General features: G+C 60.2%; 18 protein-coding genes. 11 read left to right on the forward strand and 7 right to left on the reverse strand.

Annotated features, from left to right (window positions below):
• Positions 1-52: 52 nt before the first annotated feature.
• The gene (locus tag WM2015_RS09530; RefSeq protein ID WP_156201043.1) at positions 53-2,026 is read right to left on the reverse strand and encodes a tetratricopeptide repeat protein; all 1,974 of its coding nucleotides are present in this window, start codon (positions 2,024-2,026) and stop codon (positions 53-55) included.
• A 268-nt stretch (positions 2,027-2,294) separates the two neighbouring features.
• Between WM2015_RS09530 and WM2015_RS09535 the strand changes: the two genes are divergently transcribed.
• Positions 2,295-3,188 carry a glycosyltransferase family 2 protein gene (locus tag WM2015_RS09535; RefSeq protein ID WP_082169626.1) on the forward strand — a complete coding sequence of 298 codons (894 nt, stop codon included), beginning with the start codon at positions 2,295-2,297 and terminating at the stop codon, positions 3,186-3,188.
• Between the two features lie 58 nt (positions 3,189-3,246).
• Here the strand turns inward: WM2015_RS09535 and WM2015_RS09540 are convergent, their stop codons facing one another.
• Both WM2015_RS09540 and WM2015_RS09545 read right to left on the reverse strand, forming a co-directional pair.
• On the reverse strand, positions 3,247-4,251 hold the full coding sequence (locus WM2015_RS09540; protein WP_156201046.1) for a hypothetical protein: 1,005 nt from the start codon (positions 4,249-4,251) through the stop codon (positions 3,247-3,249).
• Positions 4,203-4,829, reverse strand: a complete 627-nt coding sequence (locus tag WM2015_RS09545; protein ID WP_049725826.1) for a class I SAM-dependent methyltransferase — start codon at positions 4,827-4,829, stop codon at positions 4,203-4,205. The genes WM2015_RS09540 and WM2015_RS09545 overlap by 49 nt, the downstream gene beginning before the upstream one ends.
• Before the next feature lie 529 nt (positions 4,830-5,358).
• Between WM2015_RS09545 and WM2015_RS09550 the strand changes: the two genes are divergently transcribed.
• The 6 genes from WM2015_RS09550 to WM2015_RS09575 all read left to right on the forward strand — a co-directional run bounded on the left by WM2015_RS09550 (position 5,359) and on the right by WM2015_RS09575 (position 12,930).
• Positions 5,359-7,269, forward strand: a complete 1,911-nt coding sequence (locus tag WM2015_RS09550; RefSeq protein WP_049725827.1) for a hypothetical protein — start codon at positions 5,359-5,361, stop codon at positions 7,267-7,269.
• Positions 7,270-7,542: 273 nt separating this feature from the next.
• Positions 7,543-7,992: a pilin gene (locus WM2015_RS16360; RefSeq protein WP_281173112.1), complete on the forward strand. Its 450-nt coding sequence runs from the start codon at positions 7,543-7,545 to the stop codon at positions 7,990-7,992.
• Between the two features lie 255 nt (positions 7,993-8,247).
• Positions 8,248-8,685 (forward strand): pilin, encoded by a 438-nt coding sequence (locus WM2015_RS16365; protein WP_049725829.1) that lies wholly within the window; start codon positions 8,248-8,250, stop codon positions 8,683-8,685.
• 108 nt (positions 8,686-8,793) lie between these two features.
• Positions 8,794-10,518, forward strand: coding sequence for a type IV-A pilus assembly ATPase PilB (pilB, locus tag WM2015_RS09565; protein WP_049725830.1), 1,725 nt, complete (start codon positions 8,794-8,796; stop codon positions 10,516-10,518).
• A gap of 239 nt (positions 10,519-10,757) precedes the next feature.
• Positions 10,758-11,978 (forward strand): type II secretion system F family protein, encoded by a 1,221-nt coding sequence (locus WM2015_RS09570; RefSeq protein ID WP_049725831.1) that lies wholly within the window; start codon positions 10,758-10,760, stop codon positions 11,976-11,978.
• A 130-nt stretch (positions 11,979-12,108) separates the two neighbouring features.
• A complete protein-coding gene (locus WM2015_RS09575; protein ID WP_049727044.1) occupies positions 12,109-12,930 on the forward strand; it encodes a prepilin peptidase in 822 nt (273 codons plus the stop codon).
• Between the two features lie 267 nt (positions 12,931-13,197).
• On the opposite strand, the gene WM2015_RS09580 is transcribed toward WM2015_RS09575, so the two are convergent.
• The 4 genes from WM2015_RS09580 to trxA form a co-directional block, all read right to left on the reverse strand.
• Positions 13,198-13,899 (reverse strand): response regulator transcription factor, encoded by a 702-nt coding sequence (locus WM2015_RS09580; protein WP_049725832.1) that lies wholly within the window; start codon positions 13,897-13,899, stop codon positions 13,198-13,200.
• Positions 13,900-14,081: 182 nt separating this feature from the next.
• Positions 14,082-15,974, reverse strand: coding sequence for a sulfatase-like hydrolase/transferase (locus tag WM2015_RS09585; RefSeq protein ID WP_169751138.1), 1,893 nt, complete (start codon positions 15,972-15,974; stop codon positions 14,082-14,084).
• A gap of 132 nt (positions 15,975-16,106) precedes the next feature.
• A complete protein-coding gene (gene rho, locus WM2015_RS09590) occupies positions 16,107-17,363 on the reverse strand; it encodes a transcription termination factor Rho (protein WP_049725834.1) in 1,257 nt (418 codons plus the stop codon).
• A 266-nt stretch (positions 17,364-17,629) separates the two neighbouring features.
• A complete protein-coding gene (gene trxA, locus WM2015_RS09595) occupies positions 17,630-17,956 on the reverse strand; it encodes a thioredoxin TrxA (RefSeq protein WP_049725835.1) in 327 nt (108 codons plus the stop codon).
• Positions 17,957-18,171: 215 nt separating this feature from the next.
• Here trxA and WM2015_RS09600 point away from each other — a divergent pair, with 215 nt between their 5' ends.
• From WM2015_RS09600 to gspE, 4 genes are all read left to right on the forward strand, one after another.
• Positions 18,172-19,467, forward strand: a complete 1,296-nt coding sequence (locus tag WM2015_RS09600; protein WP_049725836.1) for a DEAD/DEAH box helicase — start codon at positions 18,172-18,174, stop codon at positions 19,465-19,467.
• Between the two features lie 68 nt (positions 19,468-19,535).
• Positions 19,536-20,432, forward strand: a complete 897-nt coding sequence (locus WM2015_RS09605; protein ID WP_049725837.1) for a type II secretion system protein N — start codon at positions 19,536-19,538, stop codon at positions 20,430-20,432.
• Positions 20,429-22,345, forward strand: a complete 1,917-nt coding sequence (locus WM2015_RS09610; RefSeq protein ID WP_049725838.1) for a secretin N-terminal domain-containing protein — start codon at positions 20,429-20,431, stop codon at positions 22,343-22,345. Before WM2015_RS09605 ends, WM2015_RS09610 begins: the two co-directional genes overlap by 4 nt.
• Positions 22,335-23,813 (forward strand): type II secretion system ATPase GspE, encoded by a 1,479-nt coding sequence (gspE, locus tag WM2015_RS09615; RefSeq protein ID WP_049725839.1) that lies wholly within the window; start codon positions 22,335-22,337, stop codon positions 23,811-23,813. The genes WM2015_RS09610 and gspE overlap by 11 nt, the downstream gene beginning before the upstream one ends.
• The last annotated feature ends 3 nt before the right edge of the window (positions 23,814-23,816 follow it).

The raw sequence follows: 23,816 nt of genomic DNA on the forward strand, positions 1-23,816 counted from the left end.
GCCCCGGCCTGGAACCGGACGCTGAGCTTAGCCGCTACGCAAGTAACGGTCTTCAATTTGGCAAAGGCATGCAATCCGCTCCTCTCATCATAGCTTCGCGACTTAGATAAGCATGGAGTGCGCGCACCTGACGCCGCCAATTTTGTCTGAGGACAGGTCGCGACCAACCACGATCAAGAGCGCTCGCTAGATATTCGCAGCCCTGAGCCAATGTTCCCGTCCTCAAATGAATCACGGTGATTTGCTGCAGGACACCTGGCTCAGGAAAGGCTTGAAGCGCTTGCTTGTAAAAATCGATTGCTCGTTGCCACTGCTCATTTCTTGCCGCCAGAACCGCAATGGAGCGGCTGAGCAGGAATCTGGTCAAGTGATTGGCTTCCAGCGCCGGGTTTTGCAGCGCGACTTCCAGCAAAAGGTTTACGGCCGCATCATCAAGCCACGGACAGCGCTCACTGCCTGAATCACTATTGAACGCCCGAATCGAGTCGGCCAAAGCGAACGAAAAGGCCGCGCTCTGCAACGATTGCTGCAATTCGGCCAAAGACGGCGCGCGCTCAGCAACACCTAATGCTTCCGGACCACAAATCAGCCTGAGTCTCATCAATTGGAAAACAGCCCGATTCTCAGGCCCGCTGCTGTCTTCGGCGACTTCGGTATAGGCGAGCGCCTCTTCGAGCCGCTCGCTCTTGATCAGACGATCGAGCATGACGGTTTTCGCCCTTACAGATGTCGGATTATCATTCAACCAATACTCTGCAGCGCGATTGGCATCGCCCCAGATCCAGGAGTTACTCCGGCTTTGAGCAATATTTGCAGAAAGCAGAAGGAGCCCAACCAGCATGAGCGAAGTACGCAGCAGACCCCGGGACTCCATTGCCACTATCGGAATGGCGAGCGCGATCCCGACGAGCGGAACGTAATTGCGGTGCTGAAATACCAGCTCGAGCGGAATCGTCGTTGACTCGACGGAGTGGGCAACGAGATACCAGCAGATCGCGAAAGCCGCCGGGCCCGCCTTCGATCGCAGGAAGACGGCCACCACCAGAAGAATGAGCCAACCCATTGAAGCGATGAAGGGCATTGGTGCCCAGAATGACCTGGCAATTGGATAGTTATCGAGATAGGGGTTCAGAAACTGGGGGTTCAGGTTTGCGGCAGCCGCCAGGTACTCCCACAAGATCATCGCTTCAGTGGCAAGGCGATCACCAACATCAAAGCCTCGACGCAGAAGATCAGCCTCGGTGTAGTTCCCTTTGTACACCAGAAAAACGAGAACCAGGATCGCCGGGATTCCGAGAAACACCCCCTTCCAGATCGACCAGCTTCTTGTTTCGAGCCCCGGTGGTCGTTTCAGAAGCAACCATTCCACAAGCAGCACTAGCGCCGGCAGGAGGGCCCCGTTCTCCTTCGACAAAGTTGCCAAGACCGTGAAAAGAGAGACGTTTAGCCCCAAAAGAAGCAATTTCCAGCTCTGATCGACACCTCTGGCCTCTCTTAACTTGAGATGAAAGACCAGGCCCAAGAAGACGAAAAGCGCACTCAGGGTCGTCATTCGCTGAATGACCATGAAACTCGCCGATTGCAGCAGCGGACTTGTCGCCCAAAGCAGAAATGCAATAATCCCTACCCAGGCGGACGTGAGTGCAGAGTGGTCCCGAGCCCGCGCGATCAACAAACCTATCCAACAAACAAGGCATGCATTGATCAGATGGATCAATATATTTGTTCTAACAAACACACTCGAGTCGTGGGGCCAGGCCGCACCGTCGATCAAGAAGCTGGCAAGCGAAACTGGACGTCCAGAGGGCCCGGCCAGCCCGCCAAAGACGAACAGCAGTTTCGACTCCAAACTGGAAGAGACAACAGAAAGACCCGTCAGATTGGGCGCATCATCGAAGTGAAAGGGCGATGTAATGCCTTGCCAGTAAACGAGAAAAACCGTTAACATCCCCAAGGGAAAGGCAAAAAAAGCAAGCAATATCCGGGTTCGATAGTATCGCCAAGAAGCACTGCTGAGATCATTCATGGTCATTGTGAAAAAAACGCTCTACCAGATACACCGTTAGCTTCGCAGAACTTAAGGTAACTCTCTGAATATTCGGCGAATTGAGAGCCAGAAACTCCAGAAACCTCGTCAACAAGCCGCCGGAGAACAATACGGCAATTCGATCGTTCAATCCAGCCGGACCACAGCACTTTAAAGAAATGAAACACCCGGCCAGGAATCGCTCTTCTCAGGACGCCCCTCCTGCGTCATGCATTGAAAGCCACTGAAATAGAGAATCCCTCAGATCATGCCCCAAACCGAATCCACAAACGTCAGGTTTTCATCAGGCCCCATCAGCGTTGTCATACCTGCAAAGAACGAGGCATCGACCATCGGGACAGTCATTGATTCGGTTCGGCTGCATTTGCCGGACAGCGAAATCATCGTGGTCGATGACGGGTCCGAAGACGACACCGCCAAGATCGCAAATCAGCATGGGGCGCTTGTGCACCGACACCCTGTTAGCCTTGGCAATGGCGCGGCAGTAAAGACAGGCGCGCGACGGTCGACTGGAGACATCATCGTATTCCTCGATGCGGACGGTCAGCACAACCCTGCGGACATCCCGAGACTTCTCGCGCAAATCGATGCGGGCTATGACATGGTCGTCGGTGCTCGAAGCACTGGCTCCCACGCCAATATCGCCCGACTGATGGCCAATGGTGGCTATAACGTCATTGCCTCGCTCGTTACGGGGCGAAACATCCCCGACCTGACGTCAGGCTTTCGAGCAGTCAAAAGCCTCTTCTTCAAGAAATTCCTCTACCTGCTACCGAATGGATTTTCCTACCCCACAACGATCACTATGGCCTTCATCCGATCCGGCCTGCTGGTTGACTTCGTGGACATCAAGGCTGCGAAGCGGAAAGGAAAAAGCCACATCAAACCTTTGAGGGATGGCCTCAGGTTCTTGTTGATCATCTTCAAGATCGCAACCCTTTATTCTCCGCTGAAATTGTTCTTGCCCACCGCTGGAGCCTTTCTTACGGTAGGGATAGGCTATTACGCCTATACCCTCCTGGCCTTTGGGCGCTTCACCAATATGAGTTTATTGCTCCTGAGTGCGGGAGTGATCATATTCCTGATCGGACTCGTTTCGGAACAAATCACCACTCTTCTCTACAGTCGGTCAACAGACTGAAGAGGCCGACTCCTCGTCATGGCCCGCCCTCCTGCATGGCTATTGTGTCCCGTCGCCATCAAACTTCTTCGTCACCATCCAACTGCAGGAGCGTAGCCAATAACCAACCGGCAAACGCAAAGCCCATGTCCGAAAGAAATGTCGTGAGGCGGAGAAATGCGGCAATTTGTAGCGCAGGCTCCAGCCCGATCTGAACAGAAAGGCAAGTTCCAATCACGATCTCACGCACCCCCAGGCCGGCAGGAGCGAAGATCGCCAGAATTCCCGAGACGTTGGCGAGCGCCAGCACAGCAGCAATTCCAGCCCATCCGTAAAGCGAAGCCGAGGCTGGAGCCATCAGAGCAATCAAAGGAAAGAGCGCCAGCCCCAAGCCAATATGCAAAAAGCAATGACCGGAAAAGAGTATGAACCATCGCTTCCAGTCGACTGGCCCGGCGGCAGGGCCGAAGTGGCGCTTTAGAAACCCAATGCAAGCGAGGCATGCGACGCCCACGCAGAGGCCAAGAGCAACTCTCAACGCGACGGAATCCAGGGCCGTCCCGAATCCATCCATTGAAGCACTTTCAAGATTCAAGACCTCATTTGCTATGAAATTGACGTTCAGCGGCATCAGCATGATCGCAACAAGCACCCCGGCCGAAACGAACAAGATCTGCTCAGCCAGCATGATGTGCGTGAGCGATCGAACGGACCGCGACGAAGCCAGATTAGCGGATACCTTGGCGAGCCAGAATCCCGCTTTACCCGGTAGATACCGCCCACCCCAGGCAAGCGATTGCGTCTTCAGGCCTTCCGACCAGGAAATCGATACACCCAAACCGATTTGTATCGCTTTCCTCCACAAGATCATCAGGCCAAGAGGAAGGAGAAACCAAGCACCTGCGAACAGCCCGAGCTGCCAGCTCACCAAGCGTTGGGAAAGCATCAAGGACCCAAAATCTGCACTCACCAGCAGCCATAGCAGCCATGCCGCGGTGACGGCAGCGAAGACCAGTCTCAGATATCGCAACTCACTTACCCTTCGCCGTCTGGCCGGCGAGGTTTCAACAATAGAATGGTCCATGGGATGGGTTGCGCCGAGTCAACCACCTCGAAATAGGGGCTGACGAACTTCCTCAAGCCACTCGACGACCAATGCTGAATGTGTCCCGGCGTATTCCCCAAGTCCGTGAGGTACTTACCTCGGCAGAAGTTCAAGGTGCGCCAGATCGGCTCTCTCGGGGTCGAGAGAAGCACATACTTGGATGAGACTCTTTGAAGCTCGCGCAGGGCACGCTCTGGCTCATCGAGATGCTCCAGAACTTCGAGCATCACAGCCAGATCAAAAGCCCGATCGGCGTGTGCCAGTTCATATACCGATTGTTGAATGAAGCCGACCGAAGGATTCAAGCGCCTGGCATTCGAAATCAGATCGATCGACAAATCACTGGCCAGAAATCGAGACGCCTCAGGTAGCCAGCCTTGAATTCGCTGGCTTGAGTAGCCAGGTCCGCACCCTATCTCCAGAACGCTTTCGAGCTGATTGATTCGCGGCATCAGCAGTCGACGAGCGGCTGTAAAGAACCGGTCGATCAACCAAAGGCCGATCACCCCTGATTTCTCGTACTTTCCCGTGAATTCCTCTGTAGAATCACTCCTCACGAAAGTTCTACCCTCATGCTCGATTTTTGACCTGACTTGTAAGCGGAAAGACACTTGCTGTCTGAGGGACCACTTTCCTGCAGTTTCGGACATTGGACCAGGATGCCGCAGAACAATACGACAGTTTCGTCCCGTGATCCAGTATGCACCGCGGACTGGATAGCAGATTCGATCAGTGCGATCGACGCACGGAGACTCTAAGCGGCCGGCTTGGGTTAGGCTTCCCGTTGCCATAAAGACACTCGAGAACAATGGACTCAGGCAGAATCGGTGAGTAACGCGAGCTATCGATCGTCGAAATCGGGAGCAGCAGGACCGGAAAGTTTCGATACGACAGCAGCTCGACTGGACTGCAACCAGTCGCCGCACTTGAATGTGAACCGGTCGCCGCCTCGAAAGCTGGCATGAATATTGCTTACAGCACCTACCCGGATGAACTGGCGATCCCGTTTTCTGATCGTTGGACAACCGCCACACAGCCCCCCCCCCGGTTGCGTCACCAAACACTCAGGATTTCTCTCAAATTGCAATGAATTCCATCGAATCAAAGCCAGACTCTCGAAGCCTCTTCCCTTTCCTTGGGGGACTCGGCGTTCTGCTCTGTGCGACGTTCTGGATCTACTCGTACGGCCTAGGGGGGACCTGGCACTTCGACGACCCCGCAAATCTGGATGGATTGCAGCAAGTCCACGATTGGCAGTCCGGCTTGATCTTTTCAGTCTCCGGAGACAGCGGGCCGACGGGCCGTCCTCTGAGCCTGGCCACCTTTGCGGCCCAAGCGGAGCACTATCCGGAAAACCCAGCAGCCTTCTTGAGAATCAATATCATTCTTCATCTGGTCAACTCCGTCCTGGTGTTCATTGCGGCTTACTTGCTTGCCAAGGCGGCGCAGACCACGACACGCCAAGGCTTGTGGGTTGCCTTCATGACCAGTGCGATCTGGAGTCTTTCACCATTCCTTGCAAGCTCCAACCTGTTGATTATTCAAAGGATGACCTCCCTGTCCGCGACGTTCGTCTTTGCCGGGGTCATTCTGTTCCTGGTCGGCCGAACCGTATATGATGACAGGCCACGCCTGGGTAGTTTGCTCGCGTGGACCGCAGTGCTGGGCGCGACGGCTGCAGCGACGCTCAGCAAGGAAAATGGCGCACTTCTCCCGTGCCTGCTCTTGTTGATCGAGGTCTTCGTTAGGCCCGAATCGGCTTGGAGTCATTCCCGAGCAAGGAAGATCCTGATGAGCGCCCTTGGGCTTATGGCGGCCCTGATCGTTGGCTTTATCGTTGCGGCCGCGCTCTCCAGCTCGACGTTCGAATTCCGTAATTACACGATGTTCGAACGCGTTCTGACCCAACCGAGGGCGATTTGGGACTACCTCATCAATCTCTTGCTACCAGGGGCACGCGCTGGGAACCCGTTCACGGACGCCTACCCCCTTTCCAGGGGGCTCATGGAGCCCGCCAGCACTGTACCTGCGATCGCTGGACTATTGCTCCTGCTGGCAAGCATTCCATTGCTCGCAAGACGTTTCCCGTTGGTGGCGTTCGGTCTGGCATTTTTCTTTGTCGCTCACCTGTCAGAATCGACCATCCTGTATCTGGAACCTTATTTTGCCCACCGAAACTACGTGCCTGCCTTCGGCCTTTACCTGGCCTTGACTGCTGGTCTCGCACAGATTGCAGTGTCAACCGATAATGCAAGAATCGCGATCGCAGGCGGGCTGGCTTACGTTGCCGTGCTGGCATTCTCTCTTTTCACCGTGACTCACACATGGGGCAACCCGTCGAACGCTGGAGATCAATGGTTTGCCCAGAGACCTGAGTCGCCCAGGGCTGCACTATTTCTCGCAGGCGCTCAGGTAGAGAATGATCTGTACTTTTCGGCGATCGAAACCCTGGATCGCGCGCTGCGCGCCAACCCCGACGATGTCTACCTACTGACTCAAAGCCTGATGCTCTGTGACGTCGGCCGAGACCGACTGGATGAATACCTCGTCAACCTGAAAAGCAGGCTGGAAAATATCGAACGTTTGAACCGTAATGAAGCCGACGGCCTGCACTCGCTCGCACTGAGAGTGAGCCGCCAGCCTTGCCCTCAGATCACCCCGTTGGAGGTCGAAGGCCTGGTCCGGCTGGTGTTGGAGGACGACAAGCAGTTCCAGAATCCAGCATCGGAGAATCGGGTGCTCTACGCTGCTGCTCAGCTTGCTGCAGCACGAGAAGATTACTTGGAATCGAACGTCTTTCTGGAAGAATCGCTGGGTGTCGAACCCAATGCTTCGACCGTCGTACGCATTGCCTACAATCTGGTACTGGCTGGGCAACGCGAAATGGCTATACAACGACTGGAGGAGGCGCTCAACGCCCCTCCGGACAATCCTTTGGCTCGAAGCGTCTGGGTCGAGGAGATCAAAGATTATCGAGATGTACTGCTTCGAGATTAGCGATACTAAACTCTCGAAGCGCGGCAAGTGTCTGCGGTCACGACCGAACCGGGCTGACAATTTTTGTCACATTGCGACATTCCGTGTCGAAACACCTCTGGGAGCGGATGCAGCAGGGACGACGCACTTCGCTCGACTCGAGAACGGTTGGATTGCAAGCTTGGTGCAGCTCAACAATAAGCTTTGCTTGGCGCAATAATTGCATTATCCTTTGTGATGGCTGGCGCATGTCTGGCCAATGTCGACCTAGAAACCAAAATTAGGAGCTTGAACATGAACCTTCCCCGCAATATGCAGAAGCAGCAGGGCTTCACCCTGATCGAACTCATGATCGTGATTGCCATTCTGGCCATCCTGCTGGCCATCGCAATCCCGGCTTACCAGAACTATTCGATCCGCGCCGCCAATAGTGAGTGCGTCAATCTGGCCGCCTCCATCAAGCTGGCCGTATCCGAAACCGCCCAGTCGAACGGCGTACTGGCGACCGGTGTCGCGACTGCGACGGCTGCAGGCGTTGTCCCGGCCAACGTTGCAACTCCCCGCTGCGGCAGTGTGACCGTCGCCGCAGGCGTGATCACGATCGCCAGCACGGGCAGCGACGGCACGTCGGCAGGCACCTTCACCTTCACCCCGACGCAGTCCACCATCAACGACTCCATCCAGTGGAACTGCACGGCGAACCACGGGAACCCGCAGCACGTCCCGGCTGAGTGTCGTTCATAAGTAATTGACGTACCAGCGATAACCTACCCGCGTTATCGCCACGTCAGAGAAAAGCCCCCGACATCGTCGGGGGCTTTTTTGTTGCCTGAAGCCCTCCTGGCAATCCGACTCACTGCCGCACGGGCAGGCCAATTGCAAATGATGCCGCAAGCCCTAGGCGGCCACTTGCCCCAGAACCGTGACTGGCAGCAAAGCAGGGATCAGGTGGGCACAGGAATTGCAGCACTTAAGACAGCCTCATGCCGGAGCACCCCAATGACCCGTTCTTCGCATCAAACCGGTTTCACGCTGATCGAATTGATGATCGTTATCGCGATCCTTGCCATTCTGCTGGCCATCGCGGTGCCTGCCTACCAGAACTACAGCATCCGAGCCAGCAACAGCGAATGCGTCAATCTGGTGGCCGCCGTCAAGCTGGCCCTTGTGGATACGGCCCACTCGAACGGCGTCACCGTCGACAACGTCCAGCTGGCTGATGTCGGCATGGATGCGGCAACCACCAACACCCCGAGATGCTCCGACTTCGATGTCGTCGATGGTGTGATCACCATTTCATCCACAGGAAGCGACGGCACCAGCTCTGGGCAGTTCTCCTTTTCACCAGTACAGGCCACGATCAACGACTCCGTCTCCTGGACCTGCACGAGCAGCCACCCGAATCCCCAGCATGTTCCGGCTGAGTGCCGGAGCTGATTATCCACGGGGCACGCCGGCACCTGGCGCGCCCGCTGGTGGCCCTTTGCAATTCGGCGGGGGAACGGATAGCATCCGAGACATCGCATTCTTTCGGATGATCGCTTGATGTACGCCCAGTCCACGCCCTCGCTCAGACTCTCGAACCTCGGACGCAAGCTGGTCGAGAATGGCCTGATGTCGGAGGAACAGGCCATCGAGGCAATGGCCAAGGCCGCAGAAAAAGGGCGCACTTTCACCAGCCATCTGGTACGGGAAAAACTGATCGATGCCGTTGGCTTCGCGCACGTGGCCGCAGAGGATTTCGGCATGCCGCTTATCGACCTGGCGGCCGTCGACCTGAAGCACGCTCCGACAGACATCGTGCAGGAGGACCTGCTCCGCAAGCATCTGATTCTTCCCCTGACCAAGCGGGGCAAGAAACTCTACGTCGCAGCAGCCGATCCCGGCAACAAGGCCGGGATGGACGAGATCGCCTTCTCGACCGGCTACAGCGTTGAAACCATCCTCGCCCCCTTCAACGCCATCGACGGCGCCATCGACAGGGCCCTGGCCGGCTCCGCGCAGGCGTTCAGCGAGCTGACCGAGGAAGAAGACGAGCTCGAGAACCTCAACTTCAACACCAGCGACGAAGAGGACGAGAAGTCCGGCAATGACGCATCCGGCGCCGATGATGCCCCCGTCGTTCGTTTCGTCAACAAGATTCTCGTCGACGCCATCCGTCGTGGCGCTTCGGACATTCATTTCGAGCCCTACGAAGAAGAGTACCGAGTACGCTTCCGCATCGACGGCGTACTGGCGACCCAGGTCAAACCGCCAAAGCGCATGGCACCGCGTCTGGCCGCGCGCATCAAGGTCATGTCCAGCCTGGATATCGCCGAGCGCCGCATCCCGCAGGATGGCCGCATCAAGCTGAACCTCTCCAAGGGTCAGGCCTTCGACTTCCGTGTTTCGACCTGCCCCACCCTGTGGGGCGAGAAGATCGTGCTTCGAATCCTGGATTCCTCGGGCGCGTTCCTGGGCCCGGAGAAGCTGGGCTTCGAAGAAGAGCAGAAGGACGCCTACCTGGCCGCCATCAACAAGCCCTACGGCATGGTGCTCGTCACGGGCCCGACCGGCTCCGGTAAGACGGTCTCCTTGTATACGGCTCTCGGACTGCTCAATGGCGAGGGCACGAATATCTCCACCGTCGAGGACCCGGTCGAAATCCGCATGATGGGCGTCAATCAGGTCCAGCAGAACACCAAGCAGGGTCTGACCTTCGCGGCAGCACTGCGGTCCTTCCTGCGCCAGGATCCCGATATCATCATGGTGGGTGAAATCCGTGACCTGGAAACTGCGGAGATCGCCATCAAGGCAGCCCAGACCGGTCACTTGGTGCTGTCCACCCTGCACACCAACGACGCCCCCCAGTCCATTGCTCGACTGGCGAATATGGGTGTGCCCACCTACAACATCGCTTCGACCGTCCACCTGGTGCTGGCCCAGCGCCTCGGGCGAACTCTGCACAAGTGCAAGAAGCTGGAAGATGTCCCAGACGACGCCTTGCGCAAGATCGGCTTCAAGGAAGACGAGATCGAAGAAGGCATCAAGATCTATCAGGCCAACGGCTGCGACCAGTGCAACCAGGGCTACAAGGGACGAACCGGCGTTTTCCAGGTGATGCCCATTTCGGAAGCCATGGAGGAAATCATCCTCAAGGGCGGCAACGCACTGGAATTGGGGCGCCAGGCAGAGGCGGAGGGCATCATCGACTTGCGTCGGGCCGCACTCAACAAGGTCAAGCGGGGGATGCTCAGCCTGATCGAGATGAACCGAGTGACCAAGGACTAGGCCAGTCCGTTCGGGGCCAGAGACAAAACGCGGGAAGCATCGACCGGCAATACACCGGCCAGGCTCGATCAGAGCCGGTCTGGGACGCCCTCCCCAATCCCGAGGCGCTACGGGTCAGGCCCAGGAATCCCGGCTTGCAATTCCAGCGCTTTATGCGCAAAATCACTGTCTTGTAGCCCCTTTTCCAAGCGAAATGGCAACAATCAAGGGGATCGGCACGAAGCAGGAGTGGCGCGTTCATGGCGACGACCAAGCAGGAACTCGAGACTTTCCTCTGGGAAGGTAAGGACAAACGCGGCAAGAAGCTCAAGGGCGAGAAGACGGGTCGAAACGAGACCATCGTCAAGGCGGAACTCCGCCAGCAAGGCATCATGCCGTCTCGGGTTCGCAAGAAGCCCAAGGCTCTTTTCGGCTCGACCGGCAAGCGAATTTCCGCCAGGGACATCGCCATCTTCACCCGCCAGCTGGCCACCATGCTGACCTCGGGCATCCCTCTCGTCCAAAGCTTCACGATCATCTCCCAGGCGGCCGAAAATCCTCGACTGAAGAAACTGATCAAGGACATCCAGAACGACGTCGAATCCGGCTCCACGCTGGCCGAGTCCGTCGCCAAACATCCGGCCTACTTCGACGAACTCTACGTCAATCTGGTGGAATCGGGCGAGAGCGCCGGTGTACTCGATCAGGTGCTGGATTCGATCGCGAGCTACAAGGAGCGGATCGAGTCGATCAAGGGCAAGGTCAAGAAGGCCATGTTCTACCCCGCGACCGTCATGGCGGTGGCCATCAGCGTCACGGCCCTGCTGCTGATCGTCGTCATCCCGCAGTTCGAGCAGATCTTCCAGAGCTTCGGGGCCGATCTTCCGGCCTTCACTCGACTGGTGATCGGGGCGTCCGAGTTCCTGCAGAGCAATATCTTCTGGATTCTCCTGGTCGTCGGCGGCGGTGGTTATGCCGTCGTGCAGCTCAAGAAGCGAAACAAGCCCTTCGCGCACTTCCTCGATCGAATGTCCCTGAAGATTCCCGTCATCGGCCCGGTACTGGAGAAGTCTGCTCTGGCCCGCTTCGCCAGCACACTGGCCACCACCTTTGCGGCGGGTGTACCGCTGGTCGATGCTCTCAAGACCGTCGCCGGGGCCACCGGCAATGTGGTTTACGAAGAGGCCGTGCTGAAGATCCGAGAAGATGTTTCGACCGGCCATCAGATGCAGTTGGCCATGCAGCAGACCGGCCTGTTTCCGCCAATGCTCATCCAGATGACCGCCATCGGTGAGGAAGCCGGCTCACTGGACGCCATGTTGAACAAGGTGGCTACGTTCTACGAGGAAGAAGTCAACAATACGGTCGACGCACTGTCGAGCCTGCTCGAACCTCTGATCATCGTGTTCATCGGCGTCGTGGTCGGCAGCCTCGTCGTCGCCATGTATCTTCCGATCTTCCAGATGGCTGCGGTGATGTAAATCCGGTTCGGCCCGGCGCCTGGCGCGTCGGGCCCTCCTCGGAGCCGTTTCGCTTCGCGCCTTCGATACCAAGGGCAATCCATTGAATTACTTTGATTTTCTCAGCAGCCTTCATCCGCTGGCACTGGGAATGATAGTCTTCGTTTTCGGCCTTCTCGTCGGATCCTTTCTCAATGTCGTGATCCTGCGCCTTCCGGCGCGCCTGATGCACGACTGGCGCTGCCAGTGCCGAGAACTGCTCGAAATCGAGCAGGACCAGGAGGCCAGTCAGCCCCCCAGCCTGGTGTTCACCCGCTCGCACTGCCCCCAGTGCGGCAAGGCGATCGCCTGGTACGACAATGTTCCGTTGCTCAGCTGGCTGGTCCTGAAGGCGCGTTGCCGGAATTGCCAGAAGCGCATTCCGTTCCGCTACCCCCTGGTCGAGTTCAGCACTGCGGTGCTTTCGGTGATCGTCGTCCAGGCCTTCGGGCCCTCCCCCGAGGCGCTCGGCGCCCTGGTGCTGACCTGGTCATTGGTTGCCCTGACCGGCATCGACTTCGATCAGCAGCTGCTGCCGGACCAGATCACCCTGCCCCTGCTCTGGCTGGGACTGCTGGTCAACCTCCAGTGGGGGCTGTTCGCCAGCCTGGAAGAGGCCGTGATCGGTGCTGCCGCGGGCTACGGCGTCCTCTGGGCGGTGTTCCACCTGTTCAAGCTGCTGACCGGCAAGGAAGGCATGGGCTTCGGCGACTTCAAGCTGCTGGCGGCCCTTGGTGCCTGGCTGGGCTGGTGGATGCTGCCGGTCATCATCCTGCTGGCCTCTTTCGTGGGGGCCGTCGTCGGGATCGTGCTCATGATCGCGACCCGCCATGGCAAGGACGTTCCGATCGCCTTCGGCCCCTACCTGGCCGCGGCCGGCTTCATCGCTCTGCTGTACGGTGATCGGATCGTGGATTTCTGGTTGTATAGCTGACTTTGGGCCACGGGGTCAGTCCGGCTCGGGGGCCGTCGCCATTCTCCTGGATTGCTGGATTCTCCGGTCGTCGGCCGCGTGGGGCCGACCTACGACTATGGGCCTGTCGCCATTCTCCTGGGTTGCTGGATTCTCCGGCCGTCGGCCGCGTGGGGCCGACCTACGACGGATCGGGCGGGGACGCCCACTGCATGATCCTTCGGGGATGTGACCCCGACCTTCGATTCTCCGGTCGTCGGCCCCGTAGGGCCGACTTGGGACACCTGTTCAGGCGTCTTCCGGCGTGGCGATCTTGAAGCCCATGCCCTGAACGGTATGGAGCAGCTTGACTTCGAAGGGACGATCGATGCCCTTGCGCAGGTTGTACATGTGCGAGCGCAGGGTGTCCGAGTCGGGCAGCAGATCACCCCAGAGCTCGTTTTCCAACTGCTCCCGGCTGACCAGACGGGGCGATTCGCGCATCAGCACCTTGAGGATCCGCACCGAGGTGGGCGACAGATTGACCCGCTGCCCTGCCCGCTCGACGCGCATCGTGCGCGGATCGAAGACCAGATCGCCGACGCGCATGGCGCCATCGGACATTTCGCCGCGCGCCCGCCGAATCAGCGCCCGGACACGGGCCGCGAGCTCTTCCATCTCGAAGGGCTTGACCAGATAGTCATCGGCGCCGGCGTCGAAACCCGCCACCTTGTCATCGAGCTGGTCGCGAGCCGTGAGCATGAGGATCGGCGTGCCATCGCCCCGCTCGCGCAGGCGCTCGCAGACCCGGATGCCGTCGATCTTCGGCAACATCAAGTCGAGGATGATGGCGTCGTAGGGGTTTTCCTCGAGCAGATTCAGCGCGATCGCGCCGTCCGCCGCATAGTCCATGGCAAAGCCCAGGGACTCGAGATAGTCGCCGATGCTGGCCGCGAGATCGTCATGATCTTCGACCAGCAGCAGCGTGGCATTGCCTTCGGAATCAGTCAAAGTTCAGTCCTTTTTCATTCCAACAGTTTCACAATTGTGAATTCATGTTGTGAAAGCCTGGTGAGGAAAAGCGCTTGACCCTGGCGGCAACTGCGATTACCAACCCGACAACCGGCCGCCTACCATGCAACTGCTCTCGAAGCTGTTCGCAGCATGAGCAGCGATGCCCGCTTACTGTCGGCTTAATGGACTGAGCTAGCCGCTTGTGGCTCTTCTTGAGCGTGCACAAGCCCAGACAGCGAGTAGCTCGCCCTCCGCCACTCCAACCTCAACGCAGGAGGAAGCGACTCGACCAGGTTCGTTGTCTCGTTGGGATCGTGGAGAAGATTAAACGCTGCCTCCTCCCCGCTTCTGAGATCCAGCCAATACTTCCAGAGCGCGCCCTGCAACCTGGATACTCTGCCGATCAGATGGCCCTGACGAAGATGAATCACTCGACTGCCAGAGCCCTGCTGTAAGGGAAGACCCCGCCAGGTCGCAGGGAGACGTAGTCCCAATTCATGAGCAATCGATGGAGCCACGTCCACCAGCCCACCAAAATCGACTCGGATCAGCGGCCGGGACACGGATTGCCCCCACCGCGGGAGGAGCAAGAACGGCACTCTAATCACTGGCTCATAGAGCGTCTTCGCATGCCCCCAAGCGCCATGCTCCCCCAGCAGCTCTCCGTGATCGCCCGTAATCACCACCACAGCATCCTTCAAATAGCCCTTCTGTTCAAGTATTTGCAGCGCTTCCTGGATCACCCTGTCTGTCTGCAAGACCCCATTGTCGTAATAGTTAAGCGCCGATTCGAAATCGCGCAACCCAGGCAAAGTGTAATTGGCGGCGGGAGCAAACTCGTCCGTCTGCCCCCAGCGTCTGCCGATATTGTGGGCGGACATCAGATGCATCTTTATCATCGTCGGCGAGCCAGACCATTGTTCTAGCGACGAAAGACGCTCGAGAACAACGCGATCATCGTTGGCATCGCGACCAGCCGAGTGCCCGTCGAATGCAATATCGTGAGGACCATAGAAGCGGCTGACGTTATAGAAATTCGTGTGATCCCCACTCAGGTAATGATGGACTTCATACCCCATGATCATCAACACTTCGGAAAGAGTGATCAAGCGATCAGAAAAATGATGCGGATAAATGGAGGCGTTGATCGCAAGCAGACCACAAACGGACTCCGCGCATGAAGAGTAGACGCTTCCAGCCATGGAGAACTTCCCCTCATTTCTCAGCGCGGACAGAAATGGTGTGGTTTCTCGATCTGCGCCCAGAACCCCCATACGATCAGCCCTCAGGCCATCTACCACGATTAGCACCACGTTTCGCGACTCGAAAATCTGACTTTCGGGGTACTCCAGCCTTGCTTGCTCCGCTTCGATATTCAACTGCCTTGTCACAAGGGGATCCGCTTTGAATCCCTGCATCGGCATCACGGCCTGTTGAGAAAAGAACGTCAATGAAAATGGCTCGAAAGAATCCAGCTCCGGCTCGGCTGAAAACGTCATCAGCCGCGCGAAAACAATCGCTATAAGCATGATGGATAGTGCGGCGGTCGAAACACGACTCAGGTGGCGCCCCACCAATTCATGAACCCAGTCCCAGCGGCGCCAGATCCGACTCAGCGCAAGGACCATGCCAACAACGATCAGACCAAAAATCACCAGCAACAGGATAGGAGACACACCAAGGGTATCCAGTAGTGCGATCAGTTGGGTGCCGCTGTACCTCTGGACAAGATCCAAGGAGACCACCCTGCCCCACATATTCAAGCCGGTTGCGACAAGCGCGTAGTAAACCCATATCAAGCTCCACAGGGCCACGAAGAGGCTTGAATTTAATAGGCTGCGGAGCTTGTTTGGCAAGGGAAAGGTGCAGACCATGAGCCTGCAAGAAAGAAAAGCAAGGAAGGCCAGCCCAATCAGGTAAAGATGAGCTACCCAGGGCGGCGAAGGCAGCAGAAGTTTCCAGGCGTACCAGGACAGGAAAGCCAGTGAAGGAACAAAAGCCAGTGCCAGCTCGATAATCAATCCAGGGAGAATGGAATGTCTTCGAGTCGGAATGGCCGCATTACCGTTCATCGGCCACCCCATCAGAACCGCTCACAACTTGGTTCGCGAAGAAACGCACTTTCCGTTCCAGACCCGAGCTCCCGAAAGGGTCAACAGGCAAAACCGCCCCATTGAGAGTTCAATCGCCACTTGCAGTCATTATCAGCGCTTCATGTAGTTGAAGAATTCTTCGTTGGTCTTGGTGACCTTGAGCTTGTCGAGCATGAACTCGATCGCCTGCGCCTCGTCCATCGGCTGCAGGATCCGGCGGAGAATCCACATCTTCTGCAGCTGGTTCTCACCGACCATCAGCTCCTCGCGGCGGGTGCCGGAGCGGTTGATGTCGATGGCCGGGTAGACGCGCTTCTCGGCGATCCGGCGGCTCAGATGGACTTCCATGTTGCCGGTGCCCTTGAACTCCTCGTAGATCACCTCGTCCATCTTCGAACCCGTGTCGACCAGGGCCGTGGCGATGATCGTCAGGCTGGCGCCGGACTCGATGTTGCGCGCCGCGCCGAAGAAGCGCTTGGGGCGCTGCAGGGCGTTCGCGTCGACACCACCGGTCAGAACCTTGCCCGAGGAGGGCACGACGGTGTTGTAGGCGCGCGCCAGTCGGGTGATGGAATCGAGCAGGATGATCACGTCCTTGCGATGCTCGACCAGGCGCTTGGCGCGCTCGATGACCATGTCGGCCACCTGCACGTGACGGGTGGCCGGCTCGTCGAAGGTCGAGGAAATGACCTCGGCGTCGACGCTGCGCTGCATCTCGGTGACTTCTTCCGGACGCTCGTCGATCAGCAGGATGATCATGTGCGACTCGGGGTTGTTGGCCCGGATCGCGGTGGCGATGTTCTGCAGCATCATCGTCTTGCCGGCCTTCGGCGGGCTGACAACCAGGCCACGCTGGCCCTTGCCGATCGGCGCGATCAGGTCGATGATGCGACCGGTGATGTCCTCGGTGGAGCCATTGCCGCGCTCGAGCTTCAGCTGTTCGCGCGGGAATTCCGGCGTCAGGTTCTCGAACAGGATCTTGTTCTTCGAAGCCTCGGGCTTGTCGTAGTTGAGCTCTTCGACCTTCAGCAGCGCGAAGTAGCGTTCGGACTGCTTCGGCGGTCGGATCTTGCCGGAGATGTAATCGCCGGTGCGCAGGTTGAAACGGCGGATCTGGGAGGGCGAGACGTAGATGTCGTCCGGGCCCGCCATGTACGAGGCCTCCGAGGAGCGGAGAAAACCGAAGCCGTCCTGGAGGATCTCCAGCACGCCATCGCCGTAGATGGCTTCCTTGTTCTTGGCCTTGGCCTTGAGGATCGCGAAGATCACGTCCTGCTTGCGGGAGCGCCCCATGTTCTCGATGCCGAGTTCTTCGGCCATCTCGATCAGGTCCTTGGCGGGTTTTCTCTTGAGTTCGGTCAGATTCATGGACGTGTGTTCCATCGGTTGCACACACGAATGCCCTGGGCAAACGGAGAGTTCGCCGGTGAAGGCATCCGGAAGTCGGCTGTGCCAGTTCAGATTGCTGTAGGCCCGGTTTCCCGAGAGGATAGTAAAGGGATTTTGCGGCGGGTGCCCGCCTCAGATTTTTCTAAGTTAGCACTATTTGGCGGTCGAGTCCAGCGAGCTAACCCTTCACCGATCAACCCCTGCGCACCCGCCGGCCCGAGCGGGGCGCATGGGCCCAGTGCGGCTCAGATCGACTCGTCGACGAAGGCCTTCAGGGCGGACTTCGTCAGAGCACCCACCTTGGTCGCCTGCGGCTCACCGTTCTCGAACACCATCAGGGTCGGAATGCCGCGGATCTTGTACTTGGCGGTGATCTGCTGGTTCTCGTCGATATTGACCTTGGCAACGGTCAGCTTGCCGGCGTATTCATCGGCGATCTCGTGCAGGATCGGCTCGATCATCTTGCAGGGACCGCACCACTCGGCCCAGTAGTCGACCAGTACGGGCCCGCTGGCCTTCAGCACGGTCTGCTCGAAGTCGCTGTCGGAGACATGGACAATCTTGTCACTCACTTGTGGACACTCCTTGGTGAGAGGCGGGACGCGACCCGAGCGCTATCGATTCGGGCCGAAGTTCAAGGGCTTTCCTGGTCGTGGTGGCCCGCAGGCCGGCACGGATCAAGAATAATCAATATACTACGGGATGCACAGCCCAGGTGACGGCACCGCGCTCCCTGCGCTCTATGTCTAGGCCGCACCGACCAAATTCAAGGAACCTCAATCACCCGATGTCCGACAATCCGACCTCCGAAGTCGTCCTGACAGACACCCGCTTCGACTCCTTCGATCTCGACGAACGCATGCTCAAAGGCCTGAACGAAGCCGGCTTCGAGCGCTGCACACCGATTCAGGCCGAGACCCTGCCCCTGGCCCTCAAGGGCAGCGACGTGGCCGGCCAGGCTCGCACCGGCACCGGCAAGACGGCGGCCTTCCTGCTCGCCATCTTCAAGCGCCTGCTCTCACCGGACTCGCAGGGCCCGGGCCCCAATCCCCGCGCGATCTGCATCGCACCGACGCGCGAGCTGGCGATCCAGATCCACCGCGATGCGGAACTGCTCGGCAAGCACACGGGCTTGCGCTTCCTGCTCGCCTACGGCGGCGTCGACTACGCCAAGCAGCGCGACGAGATCGCCGAGGGCGTGGACGTCCTGATCGGCACCCCGGGGCGCCTGATCGACTATTTGAAACAGGACATCTACAACCTCAAGCACATCGAGGTCGCGGTGCTGGACGAAGCCGACCGCATGTTCGATCTGGGCTTCATCACCGACATCCGCTTCCTGTTCCGCCGCATGACGCCGGTCGGAAAGCGCCAGACCCTGATGTTCTCCGCCACCTTCCCGCTGAAGGTGACCGAGCTGGCCTACGAACACATGAACGAGGTCGAGACGGTCCGCATCGAAGAAGAGCAGATGACCACCGACCGCGTGACCCAGGTGGTCTACTACCCGGCCAATCGGGAGAAGCTGCCGCTACTCGTCCAGCTGCTGGCCGACAAGGAAGACAAGCACATCATGGTCTTCGTGAACACCCGCCACGCCGCCGATCGGGTCGCCCGGGTGCTCAAGGCCAACGGCTTCGACGCCGCCATGCTGGCCGGCAACGTGCCCCAGGCCAAGCGTCAGAAGCTGCTCAAGCGCTTCCACGACGGCGAGCTGGCGGTACTGGTCGCGACGGACGTGGCGGCTCGCGGCCTGCACATCCCGGACGTCAGCCACGTCTTCAACTACGACCTGCCCCAGGACGCCGCTGACTACGTCCACCGCATCGGCCGGACCGCCCGACTCGGTGCCACCGGGGATGCGATCAGCTTCGCCTGCGAGGACTACGCCTTCCATCTGCCGGAGATCGAGGAATACATCGGCATGTCCCTGCCGGTGATGCAGCACGATCCGGACAGCCTGCCGGAGCTGAAGAAGGCGCCGCCGCGCAAGAAGAGCCCGGACGACGGCAAATCCAGAGGTGGCGGTGGCCGCGGACGGTCCCGCCGTCGGCGCAGCGGAAAGCCACCCGCTCAGGCCTGAACCGGCCCGCCCGAAGGGCCGGTGTGTGCTAATCTCCCGGCAGTCGATCCGCGATTTTTCGGAGTCCCTTGGCACAGCATCTTCACACCCTCGATTCCGGGCGCGTGGCCCTGTTCAGCACCGCTCTGCTGGCGCTCGCTGCCCTGTGGCTGCTGCTTCGCATCGTGTGGCTGCTGCTCGGTGGTCCCGAGGTCCAGAGCGCACCGGTGCCGCCAGTCCCCCGCATCAGCCAGGCCAGCGCCAGTAGCGGCGAATTCCGCTGGCAGCTGTTCGGCCAGTCGCGCAGCCTGGCCACACCGGTTCGTCCCGTGGCGACCGTCAGCCGATCCAGCTTGCGCCTGGTCGGCGTGGTCAGCGGCGACGACGGCTACGCGATGATCTCCGACAGCGGCCGGGAAGGCGTCTACCGTGTCGGCGATGAACTGCCCGATGGCTCACGATTGCAGTCCATCGAAACCAGCCAGGTGATTCTCTCGGCCAACGGCCGCGATGAGATTCTCGCCCTGGAGCGCGACCGCCTCGACACCTCGCCCTCGCGCAGCGCCGCCGCGGCCACTCCCCGCACGGGCGGCCCGAACCCCATCGTGGCCAACCCGATGCCCGGTTTCCGGGGCTTCCAGGCGCCGACCGGCATCAGCACCGCATCGATGCCCGAACTGACCAGCATGGCCGGGATCGACCTGAGCGGCATGGCCAACAACATCACCGTCCTGCCCGTCAACGGCGGCGGCTTCCGCGTGCGCCCGGGCCGCAATGCTCGCCTGTTCGCCGACCTGGGCCTGCAGGTCAACGACGTCGTGACCGCCGTCAACGGTCAGCCCCTGGAGTCCGAGGCGCAGGTGCAGAGCCTGTTCGCCGACGTGCTGCAGCGTGGCGAAGTGACCATTACCATCAACCGACAGGGCCGGGAAATGGTCCTGCGCCCCGATCTCGATCAGATCCTCCGGAGCCTGCAAAACCAATGATTTCCAGTCGATTCCTCCCGTTCCTGCTCGCCGTTCTGCTGCCCCTGTCCGCGCTGGCCCAGAGCGAGACGAGCAGCGACAACGGCCACGTGCTGAACTTCCAGGATGCCGAGATCCGCTCGCTGATCGCGGCGGTCGCGGACATGACCGGCAAGAACATGATCGTCGACCCGCAGGTCACCGGCCGCGTGACCGTGATCAGCACCCAGTCCCTGGACGCCGACGAGGTCTACGACATGTTCCTGTCGATCCTGCGCGTGCACGGATTCACCGCGGTCGAGGAAAACAACGTCGTCCGGGTCCTGCCCGACGCCAACGCCCGCCAGGACGGCCGCGTGCCGATGGACGACGGCCGCGCCCGGGGTGATCAGCCGATCACCAGCATCATCCCGCTGCAGCACGTCCAGGCCTCGGAAATCTCGGCCCTGCTGCGCAACCTGCTGCCGCAGTCGGCCTTCATGACCCACCACGAGAGCTCGAACAGCCTGCTGATCTCCGACCGCGCCGCCAACGTGCGCCGCATCGAGGCCATCATCCAGCGCCTGGACGCGGTCACCGATCAGGACGTGGAGCTGATCGCCCTGAACCACGCCGACGCCGGCGAAGTGGTCGGCCTGATCAATCGCATCTACGCCGACAACGGCCGCGAGTCTGCTGTGGCCGACGAGCGCACGAACTCGATCATCCTCGGCGGCGATCCGAACCGTCGCCTTCGCCTGCGCACCCTGATCACCCACCTCGACACGCCCCTGGAGGCCGAGGGTTCGACCCAGGTCGTCTACCTGCGCTATTCCACCGCCGAGAGCCTGCTGCCGGTGCTCGAAGGACTGATCCAGACGGGCGAGGACAGCAGCCAGGACGTGCGCATCCAGGCCCATGAGGAAACCAATGCCCTGGTGATCACCGCCCCGCCCTCGGCCTTCCGGGGCATCCAGTCCGTGATCCGCCAGCTCGACATACGCCGCGCCCAGGTCCTGGTGGAAGCCATCATCGCCGAAGTGGCCGTGGACACGAGCCGTGAGCTGGGCGTGCAGTGGCAGGCCTTTTCCGAAGGCGACGACGGCCTGTTCGGCGGCACCAATTTCGGCGTCGGCGGCAACAACATCCTGAACCTCGGCGCGGCAGCCGGTAGCGCCACGGACAACGGCCTGCTCCTGCCCGGCCGTGGCCTGAACCTGGGCTATGTGCGCGGCACCACCAGCCTGCTCGGCGTGGAGATTCTGGAGATCGGCGCCCTCGCCCGCGCCCTGGCCAACGACGCCAACACGAACGTGCTCTCGACACCCTCGATCGTGACCCTGGACAACCAGGAAGCCAGCATCAACGTCGGTCAGGAAGTGCCCTTCCTGTCGGGCAGCTTCTCGACCCAGGGCATTGCCTCGGGCGACGGTCAGGTCAACCCCTTCCAGACCATCAACCGCGAAGAGATCGGCATCAAGCTCAACGTCACCCCGCACATCAACGAGGGCGACACGATCATTCTGGACCTGAGCCAGGAAGTCTCGACCCTCGCACCGTCGGCCGGTGCCGTCGACCTGATCACCAACAAGCGCACGATCACCACCCGCGTGATGGTGCCCGACGGCTCGATGCTGGTGCTCGGTGGCCTGATCTCGGAAGACCTGCAGGAGCAGGTCGAGAACGTGCCGGGCCTGAGCCGCATCCCCCTGCTCGGCGAATTGTTCAAGTACCGCTCGACGAGCAACATCAAGCGCAATCTGATGGTCTTCATCCGCCCGCGCATCCTGCACGACGAGGCGCTGATGAACGAGGTCACGCGCAGCAAGTACTCAGGTATCCGCAGCCAGCAGCTGCTGCAGCGGGAACGCGCACCGGGCCTGACGCGTTCCGACGACATGCCCCTGCTGCCCGAGCTGGAAGCCTTCCTCCAGACCGAGCCGGATGGACGCTGAGTTTCGACCGGCCTACGGTTTTGCCCGCAAGCGCGGGGTGGCGGTGGCCGGCGAGAGCGCCGATGGCCACGTCCGCCTGGCCGTGCGCGAACCCGTCGACCTGGCCGCCGTCCAGGAGGTCCGCCGGCGCCTGAGTGCGCCGGTGCAGATCGAGCGCCTCGGCGCCGGTGAATTCGAAGCCCTGGTCAGCCGCCTGTACGAATCCGGCGACGAGGCCGCCCGTCAGGTCGCCGAAGACCTGGGCGAGGACCTCGACCTGGCTCGCCTGGCCGACGACCTGCCCGAACCCGCCGACCTGCTGGAAAGCGAGGACGACGCGCCGATCATCCGCCTGATCAACGGCGTCCTGACCCAGGCGATTCGCGAGAACGCCTCGGACATCCACCTCGAACCCTTCGAAGACCGCCTGTCGATCCGCTTCCGCGTCGACGGCGTGCTCAGGGAGGTCATGGCGCCGGCCCGCGGCCTCGCCGGCCTGATCACCTCGCGCATCAAGGTCATGGCCCGTCTGGACATCGCCGAGAAGCGCGTGCCCCAGGACGGTCGCATCGGCCTGCGCATCGCCGGTCGTCCGGTGGACGTTCGCGTCTCCACCCTGCCCTCGAACCACGGCGAGCGCGTGGTCCTGCGACTGCTGGACAAGCAGGCCGGACGCCTCGACCTGGCCGAACTGGGCATGGATCCGGACACGGAAGCGCGGATGGCCCAGCTGATCACACGGCCGCACGGCATCCTGCTGGTCACCGGCCCGACCGGATCGGGCAAGTCGACCACCCTGTATTCGGCCCTGCTGCGCCTGAACGATCGCAGCCGCAACATCATGACCGTCGAGGACCCGATCGAGTACGACCTCGACGGCATCGGCCAGACCCAGGTCAACCCCAAGGTCGATCTGACCTTCGCCCGCGGCCTGCGCGCCATCCTGCGCCAGGATCCGGACGTCGTGATGGTCGGCGAGATTCGCGACCTGGAAACCGCCCGTATCGCGGTCCAGGCCAGCCTGACCGGCCACCTGGTGCTCTCGACCCTGCACACGAACACCGCCGTGGGTGCGATCACCCGCCTCGTCGACATGGGCATCGAGCCCTTTCTCCTCGCGTCGAGCCTGATCGGCGTGCTCGCCCAGCGCCTGGTCCGCGTCCTCGACCCCGAGACGCGCGAGGCCTACACGATCAGCGCCGAGGAACTCGCGCGCCTGGGCCTGGACGGCCACGGCGCCACCACGCTCTACCGCCCGCGCGCCGACCTGCCTGCAGGCCAGTCGGCCTACAAGGGTCGAACGGGCATCTACGAGCTGGTCGCCATCGACGAGACCCTGCGTCAGCACATCCACGACGGCGCCTCGGAGCAGGCCCTGGAAAAGCTCGCACGCGCCGGCGGGCCCTCGATCCTGGAGGACGGCTGGCGCAAGGCCGTGGCCGGAACGACCTCGCTGGAAGAAGTGCTGCGCGTGACGCGGACGGTGTAGTCC

This window comes from Wenzhouxiangella marina (assembly GCF_001187785.1).
In the GTDB taxonomy this organism is placed as follows: domain Bacteria; phylum Pseudomonadota; class Gammaproteobacteria; order Xanthomonadales; family Wenzhouxiangellaceae; genus Wenzhouxiangella; species Wenzhouxiangella marina.